This is a genomic window from Burkholderia crassaminum, assembly GCF_964265005.1.
In the GTDB taxonomy this organism is placed as follows: domain Bacteria; phylum Pseudomonadota; class Gammaproteobacteria; order Burkholderiales; family Burkholderiaceae; genus Burkholderia.
On record NZ_OZ183799.1, the window covers coordinates 3620900 to 3637471 of the forward strand.

The 16572-nt window shown below is 67.4% G+C and carries 15 protein-coding genes and 1 tRNA gene; 5 read left to right on the forward strand and 11 right to left on the reverse strand.

The annotated features are described in order from the left end of the window. Window positions 1-50 precede the first annotated feature (50 nt). Window positions 51-350, reverse strand: coding sequence for an Asp-tRNA(Asn)/Glu-tRNA(Gln) amidotransferase subunit GatC (gene gatC, locus ACPTTF_RS16825; RefSeq protein ID WP_039353798.1), 300 nt, complete (start codon window positions 348-350; stop codon window positions 51-53). 367 nt (window positions 351-717) lie between these two features. Between gatC and ACPTTF_RS16830 the strand changes: the two genes are divergently transcribed. The 5 genes from ACPTTF_RS16830 to rodA all read left to right on the forward strand — a co-directional run bounded on the left by ACPTTF_RS16830 (window position 718) and on the right by rodA (window position 7006). Further along, complete coding sequence (locus ACPTTF_RS16830; RefSeq protein WP_004189550.1) at window positions 718-1761, forward strand: rod shape-determining protein; 1044 nt, start codon at window positions 718-720, stop codon at window positions 1759-1761. A 126-nt stretch (window positions 1762-1887) separates the two neighbouring features. Continuing rightward, window positions 1888-2946: a rod shape-determining protein MreC gene (gene mreC, locus ACPTTF_RS16835; RefSeq protein ID WP_166962409.1), complete on the forward strand. Its 1059-nt coding sequence runs from the start codon at window positions 1888-1890 to the stop codon at window positions 2944-2946. After that, the gene (gene mreD, locus ACPTTF_RS16840; protein ID WP_166962406.1) at window positions 2943-3455 is read left to right on the forward strand and encodes a rod shape-determining protein MreD; all 513 of its coding nucleotides are present in this window, start codon (window positions 2943-2945) and stop codon (window positions 3453-3455) included. Before mreC ends, mreD begins: the two co-directional genes overlap by 4 nt. A 111-nt stretch (window positions 3456-3566) precedes the next feature. Then, window positions 3567-5846: a penicillin-binding protein 2 gene (mrdA, locus tag ACPTTF_RS16845; RefSeq protein ID WP_166962403.1), complete on the forward strand. Its 2280-nt coding sequence runs from the start codon at window positions 3567-3569 to the stop codon at window positions 5844-5846. 11 nt (window positions 5847-5857) lie between these two features. Next, window positions 5858-7006 carry a rod shape-determining protein RodA gene (gene rodA, locus ACPTTF_RS16850; RefSeq protein ID WP_039353786.1) on the forward strand — a complete coding sequence of 383 codons (1149 nt, stop codon included), beginning with the start codon at window positions 5858-5860 and terminating at the stop codon, window positions 7004-7006. Between the two features lie 110 nt (window positions 7007-7116). Here rodA and ACPTTF_RS16855 read toward each other — a convergent pair whose 3' ends face one another. The 10 genes from ACPTTF_RS16855 to rsmB form a co-directional block, all read right to left on the reverse strand. Further along, window positions 7117-7902, reverse strand: a complete 786-nt coding sequence (locus ACPTTF_RS16855) for a tetratricopeptide repeat protein (protein WP_423371797.1) — start codon at window positions 7900-7902, stop codon at window positions 7117-7119. Then, window positions 7899-8684, reverse strand: coding sequence for an HpcH/HpaI aldolase family protein (locus ACPTTF_RS16860; protein WP_423371798.1), 786 nt, complete (start codon window positions 8682-8684; stop codon window positions 7899-7901). Before ACPTTF_RS16860 ends, ACPTTF_RS16855 begins: the two co-directional genes overlap by 4 nt. A gap of 307 nt (window positions 8685-8991) precedes the next feature. Beyond that, window positions 8992-9444 carry a 6-carboxytetrahydropterin synthase QueD gene (gene queD, locus ACPTTF_RS16865; protein ID WP_089451443.1) on the reverse strand — a complete coding sequence of 151 codons (453 nt, stop codon included), beginning with the start codon at window positions 9442-9444 and terminating at the stop codon, window positions 8992-8994. An 18-nt stretch (window positions 9445-9462) separates the two neighbouring features. Beyond that, the gene (gene queE, locus ACPTTF_RS16870; RefSeq protein WP_021163976.1) at window positions 9463-10095 is read right to left on the reverse strand and encodes a 7-carboxy-7-deazaguanine synthase; all 633 of its coding nucleotides are present in this window, start codon (window positions 10093-10095) and stop codon (window positions 9463-9465) included. Between the two features lie 75 nt (window positions 10096-10170). Next, on the reverse strand, window positions 10171-10905 hold the full coding sequence (gene queC / locus ACPTTF_RS16875; protein WP_166962394.1) for a 7-cyano-7-deazaguanine synthase QueC: 735 nt from the start codon (window positions 10903-10905) through the stop codon (window positions 10171-10173). A 357-nt stretch (window positions 10906-11262) separates the two neighbouring features. Further along, a tRNA-Phe gene (locus tag ACPTTF_RS16880) sits at window positions 11263-11338 on the reverse strand. A 60-nt stretch (window positions 11339-11398) separates the two neighbouring features. Continuing rightward, window positions 11399-12100, reverse strand: a complete 702-nt coding sequence (gene esaR / locus ACPTTF_RS16885; RefSeq protein ID WP_021163978.1) for a response regulator transcription factor EsaR — start codon at window positions 12098-12100, stop codon at window positions 11399-11401. After that, complete coding sequence (esaS, locus tag ACPTTF_RS16890; protein WP_423371799.1) at window positions 12101-14515, reverse strand: sensor histidine kinase EsaS; 2415 nt, start codon at window positions 14513-14515, stop codon at window positions 12101-12103. Then, window positions 14505-15095 (reverse strand): DUF4390 domain-containing protein, encoded by a 591-nt coding sequence (locus ACPTTF_RS16895; RefSeq protein ID WP_166962388.1) that lies wholly within the window; start codon window positions 15093-15095, stop codon window positions 14505-14507. Before ACPTTF_RS16895 ends, esaS begins: the two co-directional genes overlap by 11 nt. Next, on the reverse strand, window positions 15092-16483 hold the full coding sequence (gene rsmB, locus ACPTTF_RS16900) for a 16S rRNA (cytosine(967)-C(5))-methyltransferase RsmB (RefSeq protein ID WP_423371800.1): 1392 nt from the start codon (window positions 16481-16483) through the stop codon (window positions 15092-15094). The genes ACPTTF_RS16895 and rsmB overlap by 4 nt, the downstream gene beginning before the upstream one ends. Window positions 16484-16572: the final 89 nt, after the last annotated feature.

Sequence of the window (16572 nt, forward strand, 5' to 3'; positions counted from 1 at the left end):
TTCTGGGTGGCGCGCGGCGCGAACGCGGCGGCGCGCTTGTCATCGAATGCTTACTCGATCACCTTCGGCACGAGATAGAGGCCGTCCTGGACGGCCGGCGCCGGACGCTGGTTGTCGTCGCGATTGACGACTTCCGTCACGGCGTCGTCGCGCAGGCGCTGCGCGACTTCCTGGATCTGTTCGATCGGGTGGGCGAGCGGCGCGATGCCGGCGGTGTCGACCGCCTGCATCTGCTCGACGAGGCCGAAGAGTTCATTGAGCTGGCCGAGCATGTGCTCGGCGTCGGCGTCGGCCATTTCGAGTCGCGCCAGGTGCGCGATGCGTTTCACATCGGTCAGGGTCAGGGCCATGCGATCACCGGAAAAACAAGGCTGCGCAGCGCATCAAAAGCAGCACTGCGGCGGGGGGTTGGAGGGTGCGATCCCACCCTCAAAAATCGGGACCGAAGCGGCAAAAATACCGCCCGTTTCGATTCAAATACCGTGAAATTATAAGGTATCATTACGCGTTCGACCCAAACCCGGCAGCCTTTTCCCGCACCGTTTCGCCTCGCTTCGGCAAGCCGTGCGTGCATCGTGCGATCCCCGGTAGACATCACTCGCAGCTTCGTGCGCCGCGGCGGCCGCTTCCGCCACGCTTCCCGAGGCTGTTATTTTTTCCGCTGCCGCCCTCAGCGCTCGCTATGCAGGGCCGGCCCAGAGCGAAACAGGATTCTGAATGTTCGGTTTTTTGCGCAGCTACTTCTCCAACGATCTCGCGATCGACCTCGGCACCGCAAACACCCTGATCTACATGCGCGGCAAGGGCATCGTGCTCGATGAGCCGTCCGTCGTGTCGATCCGCCAGGAAGGCGGCCCCAACGGCAAGAAGACGATCCAGGCGGTCGGCAAGGAAGCCAAGCAGATGCTCGGCAAGGTGCCGGGCAACATCGAGGCGATCCGCCCGATGAAGGACGGCGTGATCGCCGACTTCACCGTCACCGAGCAGATGATCAAGCAGTTCATCAAGACGGCCCACGAGTCGCGCATGTTCTCGCCGTCGCCGCGCATCATCATCTGCGTGCCGTGCGGCTCGACCCAGGTCGAGCGCCGCGCGATCAAGGAAGCCGCGCACGGTGCCGGCGCGTCGCAGGTCTACCTGATCGAGGAGCCGATGGCGGCCGCGATCGGCGCGGGCCTGCCGGTGTCGGAAGCCACCGGCTCGATGGTCGTCGACATCGGCGGCGGCACGACCGAAGTCGGCGTGATCTCGCTCGGCGGCATCGTGTACAAGGGTTCGGTCCGCGTCGGCGGCGACAAGTTCGACGAGGCGATCGTCAACTACATCCGCCGCAACTACGGGATGCTGATCGGCGAGCAAACCGCCGAGGCGATCAAGAAGGAAATCGGCTCCGCGTTCCCGGGTTCCGAAGTCAAGGAAATGGAAGTGAAGGGCCGCAACCTGTCGGAAGGCATTCCGCGCAGCTTCACGATCTCCAGCAACGAAATCCTCGAAGCGCTGACCGATCCGCTGAACCAGATCGTGTCGTCGGTGAAGATCGCGCTCGAACAGACGCCGCCGGAACTCGGCGCCGACATCGCCGAACGCGGGATGATGCTGACGGGCGGCGGTGCGCTGCTGCGCGACCTCGATCGCCTGCTGGCGGAAGAAACCGGCCTGCCGGTGCTCGTCGCGGAAGATCCGCTCACCTGCGTCGTACGCGGTTCGGGCATGGCGCTCGAGCGCATGGACAAGCTGGGCAGCATCTTCTCGTACGAGTGATCGTCTAAGCTGTTTCGTTGATATGACGCACCCGCGGCGTGGCCGGATCGCTCGTTTAGAACGAACCGCCGCGCCGTTTGCGCGTCTGAGCATCATTTAACCGATCACACGCGCCCGGCGCCGACCATGGAATACAGTCCGCCGCCCCTCTTCAAGCAAGGTCCGCCCGCGCTCGCGCGGCTCATCTTCTTCGTTGCCCTCGCCATCGCGCTCCTCGTGTCGGACGCGCGCTTCAGCACGCTCGAAATCGTTCGCGGCGTGCTCGGCACCGTGCTCTATCCGCTGCAGCGCGCCGCGCTCGTGCCGCGCGACCTGTTCATGGGCGCGGCCGACATCGCCGTCACCGGCGCGTCGCTGCGCCACGAGAACGACGATCTCCGCAAGCGCAACCTGCAGCTGTCCACGCAGGCCAACCAGGCCGCCGTGCTCTCGCAGGAAAACGCGCATCTGCGTGCGGTGCTCGAGCTGCGCCAGCACATCGCGACGCAATCGACGCCGGTCGAGATCCAGTACGACACGAGCGATCCGTTCACGCAGAAGATCGTGATCGGGCAAGGTTCGCAGCAGGGCATCCAGGGCGGCTCGCCCGTCGTCAGCGAGGACGGCGTGATCGGCCAGGTCACGCGCGTGTTCCCGCTGCAGGCCGAAGTCACGCTGATCACCGACCGCGATCTCGCGATTCCCGTGCAGGTGCTGCGCACCGGCCTGCGCAGCGTGATCTACGGCACGCCGAAGGGCGATTCGCTCGACCTGCGCTTCGTGCCGACGAGCGCGGATCTCGTCGTCGGCGACGAGCTCGTCACGAGCGGCCTCGACGGCGTCTATCCGCCCGGCCTGCCGGTCGCGAAGGTCGCACGGGTCGACAAGCTCGCCGATACGGCGTTCGCGCGCGTGACTTGCGCGCCGATCGCCGCCGTGCGCGGCGCGCGCCAGATGCTCGTGCTGCATTACCAGAACGACATCCCGCCGCGCCCGGCCGAGCCCGATCCGGCCGCCGACAAGAACGCGAAGGGCAAGAAAGGCGCGAAAGCCGCCGCGAAGGGCGAGAAGGCCGACAAGGCTGACGCAAGTGCGAAGCCGGCCGCCGCGGCCCAGCCCGGCGCCAAGCCGGCGCCTGCCGCTCCGGCCAAGCCCGCCGCCGCGCCCGCGAAGCCCGCGGCCGGGCAACCAGGAGCCCAGCGATGAATCGCCCGCAATACATCCTGCAGCCGGTCAATCCGTACTTCATCGTCTTCAGCCTCGCCGCCGCGTTCCTGCTGAACCTGATGCCGTGGGGCCGCCTGCCCGGCGTTCCCGACTTCGTCGCGCTCGTGGTGCTGTTCTGGAACATCCACCAGCCGCGCAAGGTCGGGATGGGCGTCGCGTTCGCGCTCGGCATCCTGATGGACGTGCATGACGCGGGGCTGCTCGGCGAGCATGCGCTCGCGTATACGCTGCTGTCGTACGGCGCGATCACGATCCACCGTCGCGTGCTGTGGATGCCGATCGGCGTGCAGGTGCTGTACGTCACGCCGCTGCTGGTCGTCGCGCAGCTCGTCCCGTTCGTGATCCGCCTCGTGATGGGCGCCGCGTTCCCGGGCTGGCGCTACCTGGTCGACGGCTTCGTCGAGGCCGCGCTGTGGCCGATCGCGAGCCACCTGCTGTTGATGCCGCAACGCCGCCCGGTCGATCCGGACGATACGCGCCCCATCTGAGCCCAGGGCCCGCCTTGAATACCCGCCGCCCCCACGCCTGCGCGCCGCGCTCCGGGGCGGCACCTCGCCCGCACCCGCACGCCGTGCGCGGGCCAGATCGATCGTAACCGCATGACCGAATTCAACGACACCCAACAGCAGCTCTCGAAGTTCCGCTTGCGCGTCGCGGCAGCGGGCATCTTCGTGTTCGTCTGCTTCGGGCTGCTCGCGAGCCGCTTCTTCTACCTGCAGTTGATGCAGCATGGCAAATACGCGCTGCAGGCCGAGGAAAACCGCATCTCGGTCGCGCCGATCGTGCCGAACCGCGGGATCATCACCGACCGCAACGGCGTGATCCTCGCGAAGAACTACTCGGCCTATACGCTCGAGATCACGCCGTCGAAGCTCGACGACACGCTCGACAACACGATCGACAAGCTGTCCGAGATCATCCCGATCGACGCACGCGACCGCCGCCGCTTCAAGAAGCTGCAGGAAGACTCGAAGAACTTCGAGAGCCTGCCGATCCGCACGCGGCTCACCGACGCGGAAGTCGCGCGCTTCACCGCGCAGCGCTTCCGCTTCCCCGGCGTCGACGTGCGCGCGCGGCTGTTCCGCCAATATCCGCTCGGCACCACGGCCGCGCACGTGATCGGCTACATCGGCCGGATCTCGAAGCGCGACCAGGATCGCATCGACGCGATGAGCGACGACAACGACAGCGACCAGGAAAACTACGATCCGCGCCGCGACGCGAACAACTACAAGGGCACCGACTACATCGGCAAGATCGGCGTCGAGCAGAGCTACGAGACCGAGTTGCACGGGCTGACGGGCTTCGAGGAAGTCGAGGTGACGGCCGGTGGCCGGCCCGTGCGCACGCTGTCGCGCACGCAGGCGACGCCCGGCAACAACCTCGTGTTGTCGCTCGACATCGGGCTGCAGCAGGTCGCCGAGCAGGCGTTCGCCGGCAAGCGTGGCGCGCTGGTCGCGATCGAGCCGAAGACGGGCGACGTGCTCGCGTTCGTGTCGTCGCCGAGCTTCGACCCGAACTCGTTCGTCGACGGCATCGACCAGCAGACCTGGGACGAGCTGAACAGCTCGACCGACAAGCCACTCCTGAACCGCCCGCTGCACGGCACCTACCCGCCCGGCTCGACGTACAAGCCGTTCATGGCCCTCGCCGGCCTGACGCTCGGCAAGCGCACGCCGGGCTGGGGCTTCCAGGATCCCGGCTACTTCACGTTCGGCGGCCACACGTTCCGCAACGACGTGCGCTCGGGCCAGGGCTGGGTCGACATGAACAAGGCGATCATGGTGTCGAACGACACCTACTTCTACATGCTCGCGCGCGACCTCGGCGTGAACTCGATCGCGAACTTCATGAAGCCGTTCGGCTTCGGCCAGATCACCGGGATCGACATCCAGGGCGAGGCGCGCGGGATCCTGCCGTCGACCGACTGGAAGAAGAAGGCGTTCAAGAAGGCCGCGCAGCAGAAGTGGTTCGACGGCGAGACGATCAGCCTCGGGATCGGCCAGGGCTACAACTCGTTCACGATCCTGCAGCTCGCGCACGCAACCGCGACGCTCGCGAACAACGGCGTCGTGATGAAACCCCACCTCGTGAAGGAAATCGAGGATCCGATTTCGCGCGGGCGCCGCCTGACCGTGCCGAAGGAAAGCGAAGTGATCCCGCTCAAGCAGGCCGACATCGACGTCGTGAAGCGCGGGATGGAGAACGTGATCGAGAACCCGTCCGGCACCGCGTACAAGGTGTTCCGCGGCGCGCCGTACCTCGCTGCCGGCAAGACCGGCACCGCGCAGGTGTTTTCGCTGCAAGGCTCCAACTACAAGGGCCACCTGCTTGCCGAGCACCTGCGCGACCACGCGCTGTTCATCGCGTACGCGCCGGTCGACCATCCGCAGATCGCCGTCGCGCTGGTCGTCGAAAACGGCGGCTGGGGTGCGCAGGCCGCCGGCCCGATCGCGCGCCGCGTGCTCGACTTCTACCTCGTCGACCGCCAGAACCCGCAGAACGAGGCTGCGGCCGTGGCTGCCGCGGCGTCGGCAACCGAACCCGTCAACGCGCCGGTGATCGGCGACGCGAACAGGCCTGCTGCCGTCGCGGCCGGTTTCACGGCGCTGCCGCAACCGGTCGTGCCGACCCCGGCCAGCGCGGCGGAAGCGGCTTCGGCCGCGGCGGCCTCCGAAGCGTCGGCCGCCGCCGTCGCGGGCGCCGCCCCGTCGGCCAGCGCCGCCGCGCCGAGGGCCGCGAGCCTGCCTCCGATCCGGCGCCCGCACCGGCCACGCCGGCCCGCCAGCGACGCGCAGCCGCTCGTCGCCACGCCGCGCGACGACAACCACCGTGCGACCGCCCCCGCGAAGGCGGCGGACGCCGGCACCGCTCATTAACGGAGAAAGGCATGCAATTCGACAAGCGCGCCTGGCTCGACAAGATCAAGCAGATGTTCGCGGGCTTCGACCGCCCGCTCGCCCTCATCGTGTTCCTGCTGCTGTGCGTCGGCATCGTCACGCTGTACAGCGCGGCGATCGACATGCCGGGCCGCGTCGAGGACCAGTTGCGCAACATCCTGCTGACGTTCGTGCTGATGTGGGTGATCGCCAACATCCCGCCCACGACGCTGATGCGCTTCGCGGTCCCGCTCTACACGTTCGGGGTCGCGCTATTGGTCGCGGTCGCACTGTTCGGGATGACCAAGAAAGGCGCGAAGCGCTGGCTGAACGTCGGCGTCGTGATCCAGCCGTCGGAAATCCTCAAGATCGCGACACCGCTGATGCTCGCGTGGTACTACCAGCGCCGCGAAGGCGGGCTGCGCTGGTACGACTTCATCGCCGCGTTCGGGATCCTGCTGGTACCGGTCGGGCTGATCGCAAAGCAGCCCGACCTCGGCACCGGCCTGCTCGTATTCGCAGCTGGCTTCTTCGTGATCTACCTCGCCGGCCTGTCGTTCAAGTTGATCGTGCCGGTGCTCGTCGCAGGCGTGATCGCGGTCGGCTCGATCGCCGTGTTCGAAGAGCGCATCTGCCAGCCCGAAGTGCAGTGGCCGCTGATGCACGATTACCAGAAGCACCGTGTGTGCACGCTGCTCGACCCGACCTCCGACCCGCTCGGCAAGGGCTTCCACACGATCCAGGCCGTGATCGCGATCGGCTCGGGCGGCGTGCTCGGCAAGGGCTACCTGAAAGGCACGCAGGCGCACCTCGAGTTCATTCCGGAGAAGCACACCGACTTCATCTTCGCGGTGTTCTCCGAGGAATGGGGGCTCGTCGGCGGGCTCGTGCTGCTGACGCTGTACATGGCGCTGATCGCGCGCGGGCTCTATATCGCCGCGCAGGGCGCGACGCTGTTCGGCCGCCTGCTCGCGGGCTCGCTCACGCTCGCGTTCTTCGTCTATGCGTTCGTCAACATCGGGATGGTGAGCGGCGTGCTGCCGGTCGTCGGCGTGCCGCTACCGTTCATGAGTTATGGCGGCACGGCGCTCACGACGCTCGGCATCGCGATCGGGATGATCATGAGCGTCGGGCGGCAGCGGCGGCTGATGAAGAGCTGACCGCGCGGCACGCAACGCAGAAAGAAAAACGGCGCCCCGGCGCCGTTTTTTTTCGACTGCGCATGGCGCACACGGCCGCATCGTGCGGTGTGGAGTGGCGCGGCCCCCGTTCACGGCGCCGGCGCGTGCGACCCTCCCGGCTCCGCGCCAGCCCCCGATGCCGGCCCCTGCGCCTTCAGCCGCGCGCTCAGCTCCTTGAATTTCAGCCCGGCCGTTTCGTCGCCCTGCGCGGCCGCCGCCGCGTAATACGCCCGTGCGATGTTCAGGTTCTGCGCGACGCCGTCGCCACCGCGCTCGTAGAACGATGCGGTCACGTACTGCGCGGTCGGCTCGCCCGCGTCGGCGGCCTGCTTGTACCAGGTGAACGCCTGCCGGTTGTCGCGCGGCGTGCCGCGCCCGTCGAGGAACTGGTTCGCGAGCGACAGCGCCGCCTGTACGTGCCCCTGCTTCGCCGCCCGCAGGAACCAGCGATGCGCTTCGGCCGGATTGCGCGCGACGAACTCGCCGTCGTCGAGCATCCGGCCGTACACGTACTGCGCATGCGACATGTTCGCGTCGGCCGCGCGCTTCAGCCAGCGCAGCCCTTCGTCTACGTTCGCCGTCACGCCTTCACCCGTCAGCAGCATCATCGCGTAGTTGAATTGCGCGAGACGGTCGCCACGCTCCGCCGCGTCGTGGAACTGCACCAGCGCCGCACGATAGTCGCCGGCGTTGTAGTCGGCGACCGCCGATTGTGTCTCGTGCGACGGATCGGGCTTCGCTTGCGGCGCGTCCTGCGCGCCGGCCGCAATACCCACGCTACACACGCACCACAGGCCGAACATCGCGCCGATCCGCCCGCGCACCCCGATCCCACCCTGCGCGCGCCCACGGCGCGCGCCTTCGCCACCGTTCATGACCGTACCTCCTGCAGCGCCTGCCGCGTTGCGCGCAACAGCCAGCCGACGTCGGCCGACAGCGAGATCATCCGGTAGCCGGCCTCGCGATACTGGCGCGCGGCCGTCGTATCGCCCGCGAAGATGCCGACCGCGACGCCGGCCTGCCGGCCGGCCGCGAGCACGCGCGCCATCGCGGTTTCGACATCCGGGTGGCGGATGTCGCCGAGATGCCCGAGGCTCGCCGCGAGATCGGCCGGGCCAACGAACAGGCAGTCGATGCCGGGCAGCACCGCAATCCGCTCGACTTCGTCGACGCCACGCGCCGATTCGATCTGCACGATCACCGCGACCTGCGCGTTCGCCGTCTGCACGTAATCGCGGCGCATCCCGAACGCCGCCGCGCGCACCATGCCCGCGACACCGCGCAGCCCATCCGGCGATTCGGGCGACGGATAGCGCGTCAGCCGCACCGCGTGCGCGGCATCGTCGGGCGTCTCGATGCACGGAAACATCAGCGTGCGCGCGCCCGCGTCGAGCGCGCGCTTGACGAGCCACGGCTCGCGCGCCGGCACGCGCACGACCGGTTCGCTCGGCAGATGGGCGGCTGCGATCGCGCGCAACTGCGATGCAACATCGCGGCTGTCGTTCGGCGCGTGCTCCATGTCGATGCAGAGCCAGTCGTAGCCGGCATGCGCGAGTGCTTCCGCGGCCGAGTCGCTGCCGAGCGACAGCCACAGGCCGTACAGCGGCTCGTCGCCGTCGCGCAGACGTTGTTTGAGGGAATTGGTGAGCGTGCTCATCGATACGGCCTCCTGGACGGAACGGCAATCGAACGGGACAAGCAACGGGCAAGGCGGAGCGCGGCATGCCGGGCAGCGAAGCGCGGCGGCGCCAGGACCGGGCCCTGGAACCTTGGTCGGCCGTGGGCGGCCGATCTGACAGCGCCGGCCGCGCGACGGCGCACGGCTGCGTTTTTCGGCGCCACGCAACGATCATAGCGCGGCGTTACGCGGAATGTGGGAACGGCGGGGAGCGAGGCGGGACGAAGCCGCGAGGTGCAGCTTCAGGCAGCCCGCGCCGGCTGGCGGGGCTGCCGGAATGGCGGGATCAGCGGCCGGGCTGGCGCTCGACGTCGGCCCAGCAGTTCGGCGTTTCGTACAGGCGCACGCGCTCGAGCCGCAGGTTCACGCCGTAGTGCGCGTCGTACACGCTCGCGAGGATGTCGAACGCGATCGCCGCGAGATTCTCGACGGTCGGGATCCGGTCGATCACGACCGTCTTGTGGTCGGCCATCTGCTCGAGGAACGAGCGCACGACATCGTCGCGAGCGTAGACGAGGAACGCGTGGTCCCACTTGCCGACCAGGTGCTCCATCGCGAGCGCCTTCACGTCGGCGAAATCCATCACCATGCCGCGGTCGGGCGCCCCCTCGGTATCGACGAGATCGCCGCGCAGCGTGACTTCGAGCACGTAGCGATGACCATGCAGGTTCCGGCACTGGCTGCGGTGATCGGGAATGCGGTGGCCCGCGTCGAATTCGAGTTTTCGGGTAATCAGCACGATGTCAAAAGCCGTGGCTCAGGGAATGTTCAGATATTTGTGGGTCTGCATCGACAGCCGCCACTGCGGATGACGCTTGCACCAGTCGATCGCGAGCTTCGTATTGAGGTCGCGCGACGGGCCGTCCATGGGCTGCACGAGGAAATACTCGAAGTCGAGCTTCGCGTAGTCAGCCAGCCGCTGGTTGTCCTGCGGGATCACGACCTTCAGCTCGTTGCCCTTCGTGACGACGAGCGGCGCATCGGCCTTCGGGCTCACGCAGATCCAGTCGATCGATTCGAGCACCGGCAGCGAGCCGTTGGTCTCGATCGCGATCTCGAAGCCGGCCGCGTGCAGCGCGTCGACGAGCGGCTGGTCGAGTTGCAGCATCGGCTCGCCGCCCGTGCAGACGACGAAGCGGTGCGCCTCGCCCTCCGGCCACAGGCCGGCGATCGTCGCGACGAGTGCCTCGGCGTCCTTGAACTTGCCGCCGTTCTCGCCGTCGGTGCCGACGAAGTCGGTATCGCAGAAGCGACACACGGCCTCCGCACGATCCTCTTCACGGCCCGACCACAGGTTGCAGCCGGCGAACCGGCAGAACACGGCCGGCCGGCCCGCGTTCGCGCCCTCGCCCTGCAACGTGTAGAAAATTTCCTTGACCGCGTAAGTCATCGTCCTTCGTCCGGCTCGCGCCGCTCGTAATCGATCAGAATCCGTCATCCATCCAGCGCTGCCGGCGCACCCGCGTCACAGCGGCGCTTCGGTCACCCGCTCGCCCTTCAGGTACGCCTCGTAGCCGCGCTTGCGCAGCTTGCAGGCCGGGCATTCGCCGCAACCGAAGCCCCAGTCGTGCAATTCCGCGCGCTCGCCCACGTAGCACGTGTGCGTCTCGACGCGGATCAGTTCGACGAGCGCCTCGCCGCCGAGCTGCTCGGCAAGCTGCCAGGTCTGCGCCTTGTCGAGCCACATCAGCGGTGTCTCGAGCACGACGCGCGTGTCCATCCCGAGGTTCAGCGCGACCTGCAGCGCCTTCATCGTGTCGTCGCGGCAGTCGGGGTAGCCCGAAAAGTCGGTTTCGCACATCCCGCCGACCAGCACGCGCAGCCCGCGGCGATAGGCGATCGCCGCGGCGATCGTCATGAACATCAGGTTGCGGCCCGGCACGAACGTGTTCGGCAAGCCGTTCGCCGCCGTCTCGATCTCGATCGTGCGCGTCATCGCGGTATCGCTGATCGCGCCGAGCACCGACAGGTCGATCATGTGATCGTCGCCGAGCCGGTCCGACCACGCGGGAAACCGGCTCTTCAGCGCTTCGCGCACGCCTTCGCGACATTCGAGCTCGACGCGGTGGCGCTGGCCGTAATCGAAGCCGAGCGTCTCGACTGTCTGGTAGCGTTCGAGTGCCCATGCCACGCACGTGGCCGAGTCCTGCCCGCCGGAAAACAACACGAGCGCGCCGTCTTTAGCGTCTGTCCGAATCACCGTGATACTCCGTGAATGTGTAGGCTCGCGTCGCGCTTCGCCCCGGGGCCGGCTGCCGCCGGGCGGCCCGACGCGTGCCGGCCTGGGCCGGCTCGACCAGTATAGGCAGCGCAGTCGGCCGCGAACGCGGCCAGGCGCTTATACCGCCCATCGCGCGGCATCGTTGCCGCGCGCCACGGCGGCGCCACGCTGGCAGCCTGCCGTGCGCATGAAGCGATGCGCTAAGTTATTGAGCGGACACGGATTTTATCATGCCCTCACGAATACTGCCGGGCATGCCGCCCCACGCGCTCATCACGCAAACCCCACCACAAACGAAAAACCCCAAGAACCTTCCGATTCTTGGGGTTTTAATTCTGGTGGCCTGGGACGGAATCGAACCATCGACACGCGGATTTTCAATCCGCTGCTCTACCAACTGAGCTACCGGGCCAACGAAGAATGAAAGTATATCGAGCTATTCGTACCTGAGCAAGCGCTTTCGCAAAATATTTTATACGGCGCCTTCGGACGGCTTCTTGCCGAGCTCGACACCGAGCTGCTTGAGCTTGCGATACAGGTGCGTGCGCTCGAGGCCCGTCTTCTCCGCGACGCGCGTCATGCTGCCGTTTTCGCGCGCGAGGTGATATTCGAAGTACGCGCGCTCGAACGCATCGCGCGCTTCACGCAACGGGATGTCGAACGGAATCGCGGCCGTCTGGCCCGCGAGGCCGAGTGCCGAGGCCATGTCGTCGCCAAGCGTCGGCAGCGCGGCCGCGGACGCGACCGCCGCGGGCCCCGCCGCCTGCCCTGCACCGGCCTTCGCCGCCGCGTTCGCGGACACCGGCGCCGCACCGCGTGCGAGACCGTGCTCGACGGACTTCAGCAGCTTCTGCAGCGCGATCGGCTTCTCGAGGAAATCGAGCGCGCCGATCTTCGTCGCCTCGACGGCCGTGTCGATCGTCGCGTGCCCGGACATCATGATCACGGGCATCGTCAGCAGCCCCTGCGCCGCCCACTCCTTGAGCAACGTCACGCCGTCGGTATCGGGCATCCAGATATCGAGCAGCACGAGATCGGGCGCCTGATTCAACCGGTATTCCCGCGCGGCCTGCGCGTTCTCCGCCGCCTCGACGACATGTCCTTCATCGCTGAGGATCTCCGAGAGCAATTCCCGGATGCCCATTTCATCATCTACCACCAGGATGGTTGCCATTTACGCTGCCTTTGTCTGCTCACTTGCTTTTGTCTTGGCGGGGGCCGTCCCGTCCTGCACGCCCGATTCGGCGCCTGGCGCATCGCTCGCCATCTGCAGGAACAGAATCGACACTTGCGCACCCTCGACGGTCTCGCCGTGCATGCGATTGCGCAGATCGATCCGCGCACCGTGCTCATCGACGATTTTCTTGACCGTGGCCAACCCCAGCCCCGTGCCCTTCGCCTTCGTCGTCACATAAGGCTCGAACGCGCGGGTCAGGATGCGCGCCGGAAAACCGGGCCCGTTATCGGACACGGTGAGACGTACCGCGACGCGCGTTTTGCCCTCGGCGTCGGGATCGCCATATTCTACTGTCTTGGTTTCGATCAACACACGTGGATGCGCTGACTCCGAGACCGAATCCTGCGCATTCTGCAGCAGGTTGTGAATCACCTGGCGCAGTTGCGTCGCGTCACCGCGAATCACCGGCAGCGACGGCGCGAGCTCGGCGACGATCGGGCTCTTGCCTTCGCCCACGCCGTACAGCCCGAGCACCTCGCTCGCCAGTTCGTTCAACTGCAGGTTCGCGAGCACCGCCGGCGGCGTGCGCGCGTATTCGCGGAAATCGTCGACCATGCGCTTCATCGCGGCCACCTGGTTGACGATCATCGTCGCGCCGCGCTTGAGCACATCGGCGTCGGGCGGTGCGAGCTTGTCGGACAGCTTCATCTGCAACCGCTCCGCCGACAGCTGAATCGGCGTCAGCGGATTCTTGATCTCGTGCGCGAGCCGGCGCGCGACCTCGCCCCACGCGACCGAACGCTGCGCGGAGATCACGTCGGAAATATCGTCGAACACGACGACGTAACCGGACGTCTGTGGATCGTCGGCCTGCCCCTCGATCGTCGACACGAGGCGCGTGCCGCGCACGAGCAGCGTCAGCGGATCGGCTTCGCCCGGCACCTCGATCGCGAACTGCTGCTGCCAGTGGCCGCGATCGCCGCTGCCGCCATCGGACGCTGCCTCGCGATCGGCGAACGCCTTGCGCACCATCGCGCCGAACCCGGCGGCCACGCCGATCCGGTCGAGCGTCGCGCCGATCAGCGCGTTGAACGGCTGCCGGAAGATCCGCTCGGCGCCGCGATTGGCCGTCGTCAGCCGGAACTGGCGGTCGAGCACGAACACGCCGGCCGTCAGGTTCGCGAGGATGCTCTCGAGATACGTCTTCGAATGCTCGAGCGCGACGCGGTTCTTCTCGACCGCGAGCCGCGCCTCGGACAACTGGCGCGTCATCGCGTTGAACGACTGCGTGAGGAAGCCGAGCTCGTCGCGCGTCTTGATCTCGCGCTTCGGCGTGTAGTCGCCTTCCGTGACCTCCTTCGTGCCCTGCGCGAGCAGGAACAGCGGCCTCGCGAGCTGCTGGCCGAGCGCGAGCGCGAGCATCATCGCGATGAAGGTCGCGAGAAACAGCGCGAGCGTCAGCGTGCCGATGTACATCTTGCGCAGCCCGGTGCGGCCGAGCGCCTTTTCCTGATACTCGCGATACGCGCGCTGTACGGCGTCCGCGTTGTGGGCGAGCGTGGGCGGCACCGGCTGCGTGAGCTGCAGGAAGCGTTCCGCCGGCTGCAGCAGCGATGTCGTTGCATCGGGAATCGGCCGCACGACACGCAATCGCAGCGCCCCCTTCGCGCCGTGCGCGCGCGGATCGCCGTCGACTTCGCCTTCGATCGCTGCGTACGCGCCGTGCTCGCGCGCCTGGCTCAACATCAGAGACGTCGGCAGGTCGTCCGGAATCAGCGCCGCGAAATTGCCCGACGCCTGCGCGACGATGTGCAGCTCGGGTGCCGCACCCGAGCCGCCGCGGCCCGGCTCGACGATCGTCGCGTCCTGCACGCCGAACTGGTCGCGCAGCCGCAGCAGCGTGAGCGTCGTGCCGTTCGTGTTCGCATCGGCGCTCGCGAGCTGGTCGGACATCAGCCGCGCCTTCGTCTGCAGATCGGACAGCGATGCATCGAGCATCCCGCGGCCGAGGTTCAGGCCGGCCGTCAGTGCCGTCTCGACGTTCACGTCGAACCACGACTCGATGCTGCGCGACACGAACTGGTACGACACGATGTAGATGATCCCGCCGGGCACCACGCCGACGAGCGCGAAGAACACCGCGAGCTTCGCGAGCAGCCGCGTGCCGAACTTGCCCCTCCTCAGGCGCACGACGATCATCCCGATCAGCCCGAGCACCACGAGCAGGAACACGAGCGCGACGACGATGTTGGTCGCGTACAGCCACGAGTAGTAGCGATCGAAGAATTCGGTGTTCGCGCTCGCGGCCGCGAGCAGCACGAGCAGCAGCAGCGCGGTGAGCGCGACGGTCGAGACGATCACGCGAACGAGGAGGCTCTTCCCGCTGGCCGCGCGGCGCACTTTATTTAGCACGTTCGGTCACCGTGAAGTTGAAACGCTTCCAGTCGGACCCGAGCGTCCAGTCGCGATTGTTCACGGCATCGACCTGGAACGGCTTCGGCATCAGCGCCGTATCGAGCTGCATCCGCACCGATGCCGTGTAGGTTTCGCCCGCGCGCACCTGGTTACGATCGATCACGTGCCACGACGTGATGTGCCTGATGACTGCGAGCGCATCCTTCAGCGACGGGAAGCCGAGCTGCAGGCCGCCCGTCGACACGCGGTACTCGCGCGTGAGCGGCTGGAACGACAGGCGGATCGTCTGCGACACCGATACCGGCTGTTCGTCGAGCCAGTACCAGCGCGCGCGGCTCAACTCGAAATCCGTCGTGAAATACACCGGAATGCCCTTGTTCACGGCATCCTCGAGGTTCGGGTTCAGCTCGAAATCGAAACGGGCGTCGAGACTCCAGCCGCTTCCGTCGGCCTGGAGCGACGCGCGCTGCACAGCGATCGACTGGGCATGCGCCGGCCGGACGACGGCCAGGCACAGCGTCAACGCGACCATCAGGACGGCCGCGAGCCGAAGTGGAAAAAGGTGTTTGATCGTCACCGTTTCTGAAACCGCGCGTAGAAAAATCCGTCGTGATCGGTGTTCTGGTCGAGTGCGCCGACGGCAGCCCCTCCCTGCACTCCGCCCGGCAGCAGCTGGCCGGGGGCGTCCAATCGTACCGCATCTTCACAGGCCGCTTCAAACCAGCGGGCCTGCAATTCGCCTTCTTCGGGGAAGACCGAACAGGTCACGTAAAGCAGTTCGCCGCCCGGTTTCACGAGCGGCCACAACGCCGACAGGATGCGGCGCTGTTCCGCGACGAGCGCCGGGATGTCGGCCTCGCGGCGCAGCCAGCGAATGTCGGGGTGCCGACGCACGATGCCGGACGCCGAGCACGGCACGTCGGCCAGGATACGATCGAACGGGCGCCCGTCGTACCACGCGCCGGGCGCACCCGCATCGCCGACGCACACGTCCGCTTCGAGCGACAGCCGCACGAGGTTCTCGCCGATCCGCGCCGCGCGGGCGGCGTCGCTTTCCAGCGCGACGACTTCCGCGTCGGCGAGTTCGAGAATATGGCCGGTCTTGCCGCCGGGCGCCGCGCACGCGTCGAGCACGCGCATGCCGTCGCGCGCGCCAAGCCATTCGGCGGCGAGCTGCGCACCGGCATCCTGCACCGACACGACGCCGTCGGCAAACCCCGGGATGCGATCAACCGGCAACGCCGACGCGAGCCGCACTGCATGCCGGCCGATCGCGGTCGCTTCGATGCCGCTCGCGCGCAGCGTATCGAGATACGCGTCGACGCTCGAACGACGCGCATTCACGCGCAGCGTCAGCGGCCCCTGGCGCTCGCCGGCCGCGAGGATCCCCTGCCATGCGTCGGGCCATGCGCGCTTCACCGAATCGACCCACCACGCACGGTAATTCCAGCGTGCGACGACATCGTCCTGCAGCGCCGCGACGAGCGCGTCGCGCTCGCGCAGGAACCGGCGCAGCACCGCGTTGACCATCCCCTTCGCGAACGCGCATTCGCGGCGGGCGCCGATCACGGTCACGGCCTGGTCGACCACCGTGAACGCCGGATATGCGGCCTCGTCCGCCGGGTCGAGCAGCAGCGCAAACGCACCGGCAAGTACTGCCTGCACGTGCGCGGGCGGCGCCTTGCTGACGAGCCGGCCGATCAGCCAGTCCGCGCTGCCGAGGCGGCGCATCGTCCGGTACGCGACGTCCTGCGTCGCCCCGCGCGCGAGTGCCTGCGTATCGGGCGCCATATGCGCGAATACCGCCGAGAGTGCCGCCGGCAGCGCGGTGCCGCGTCGTACCGCATCGACCGCCTGCGCGGCCGCGTCGAGTGCGAAACCGAGCGAATCGGGCGCGAGATGCAGCGCGGACAGGCGCGCCGGGCGGCCGGAAGAAGACGGAGCGGTAGAACGGGTTCGTGTCATCGGAGCAAATTCGGCAAACAAGCGCGGCAAACAAATACGGCAAACGGCGGGATCACGGTGCTCGCATGGCCCTGCGATCCCAAACCGGG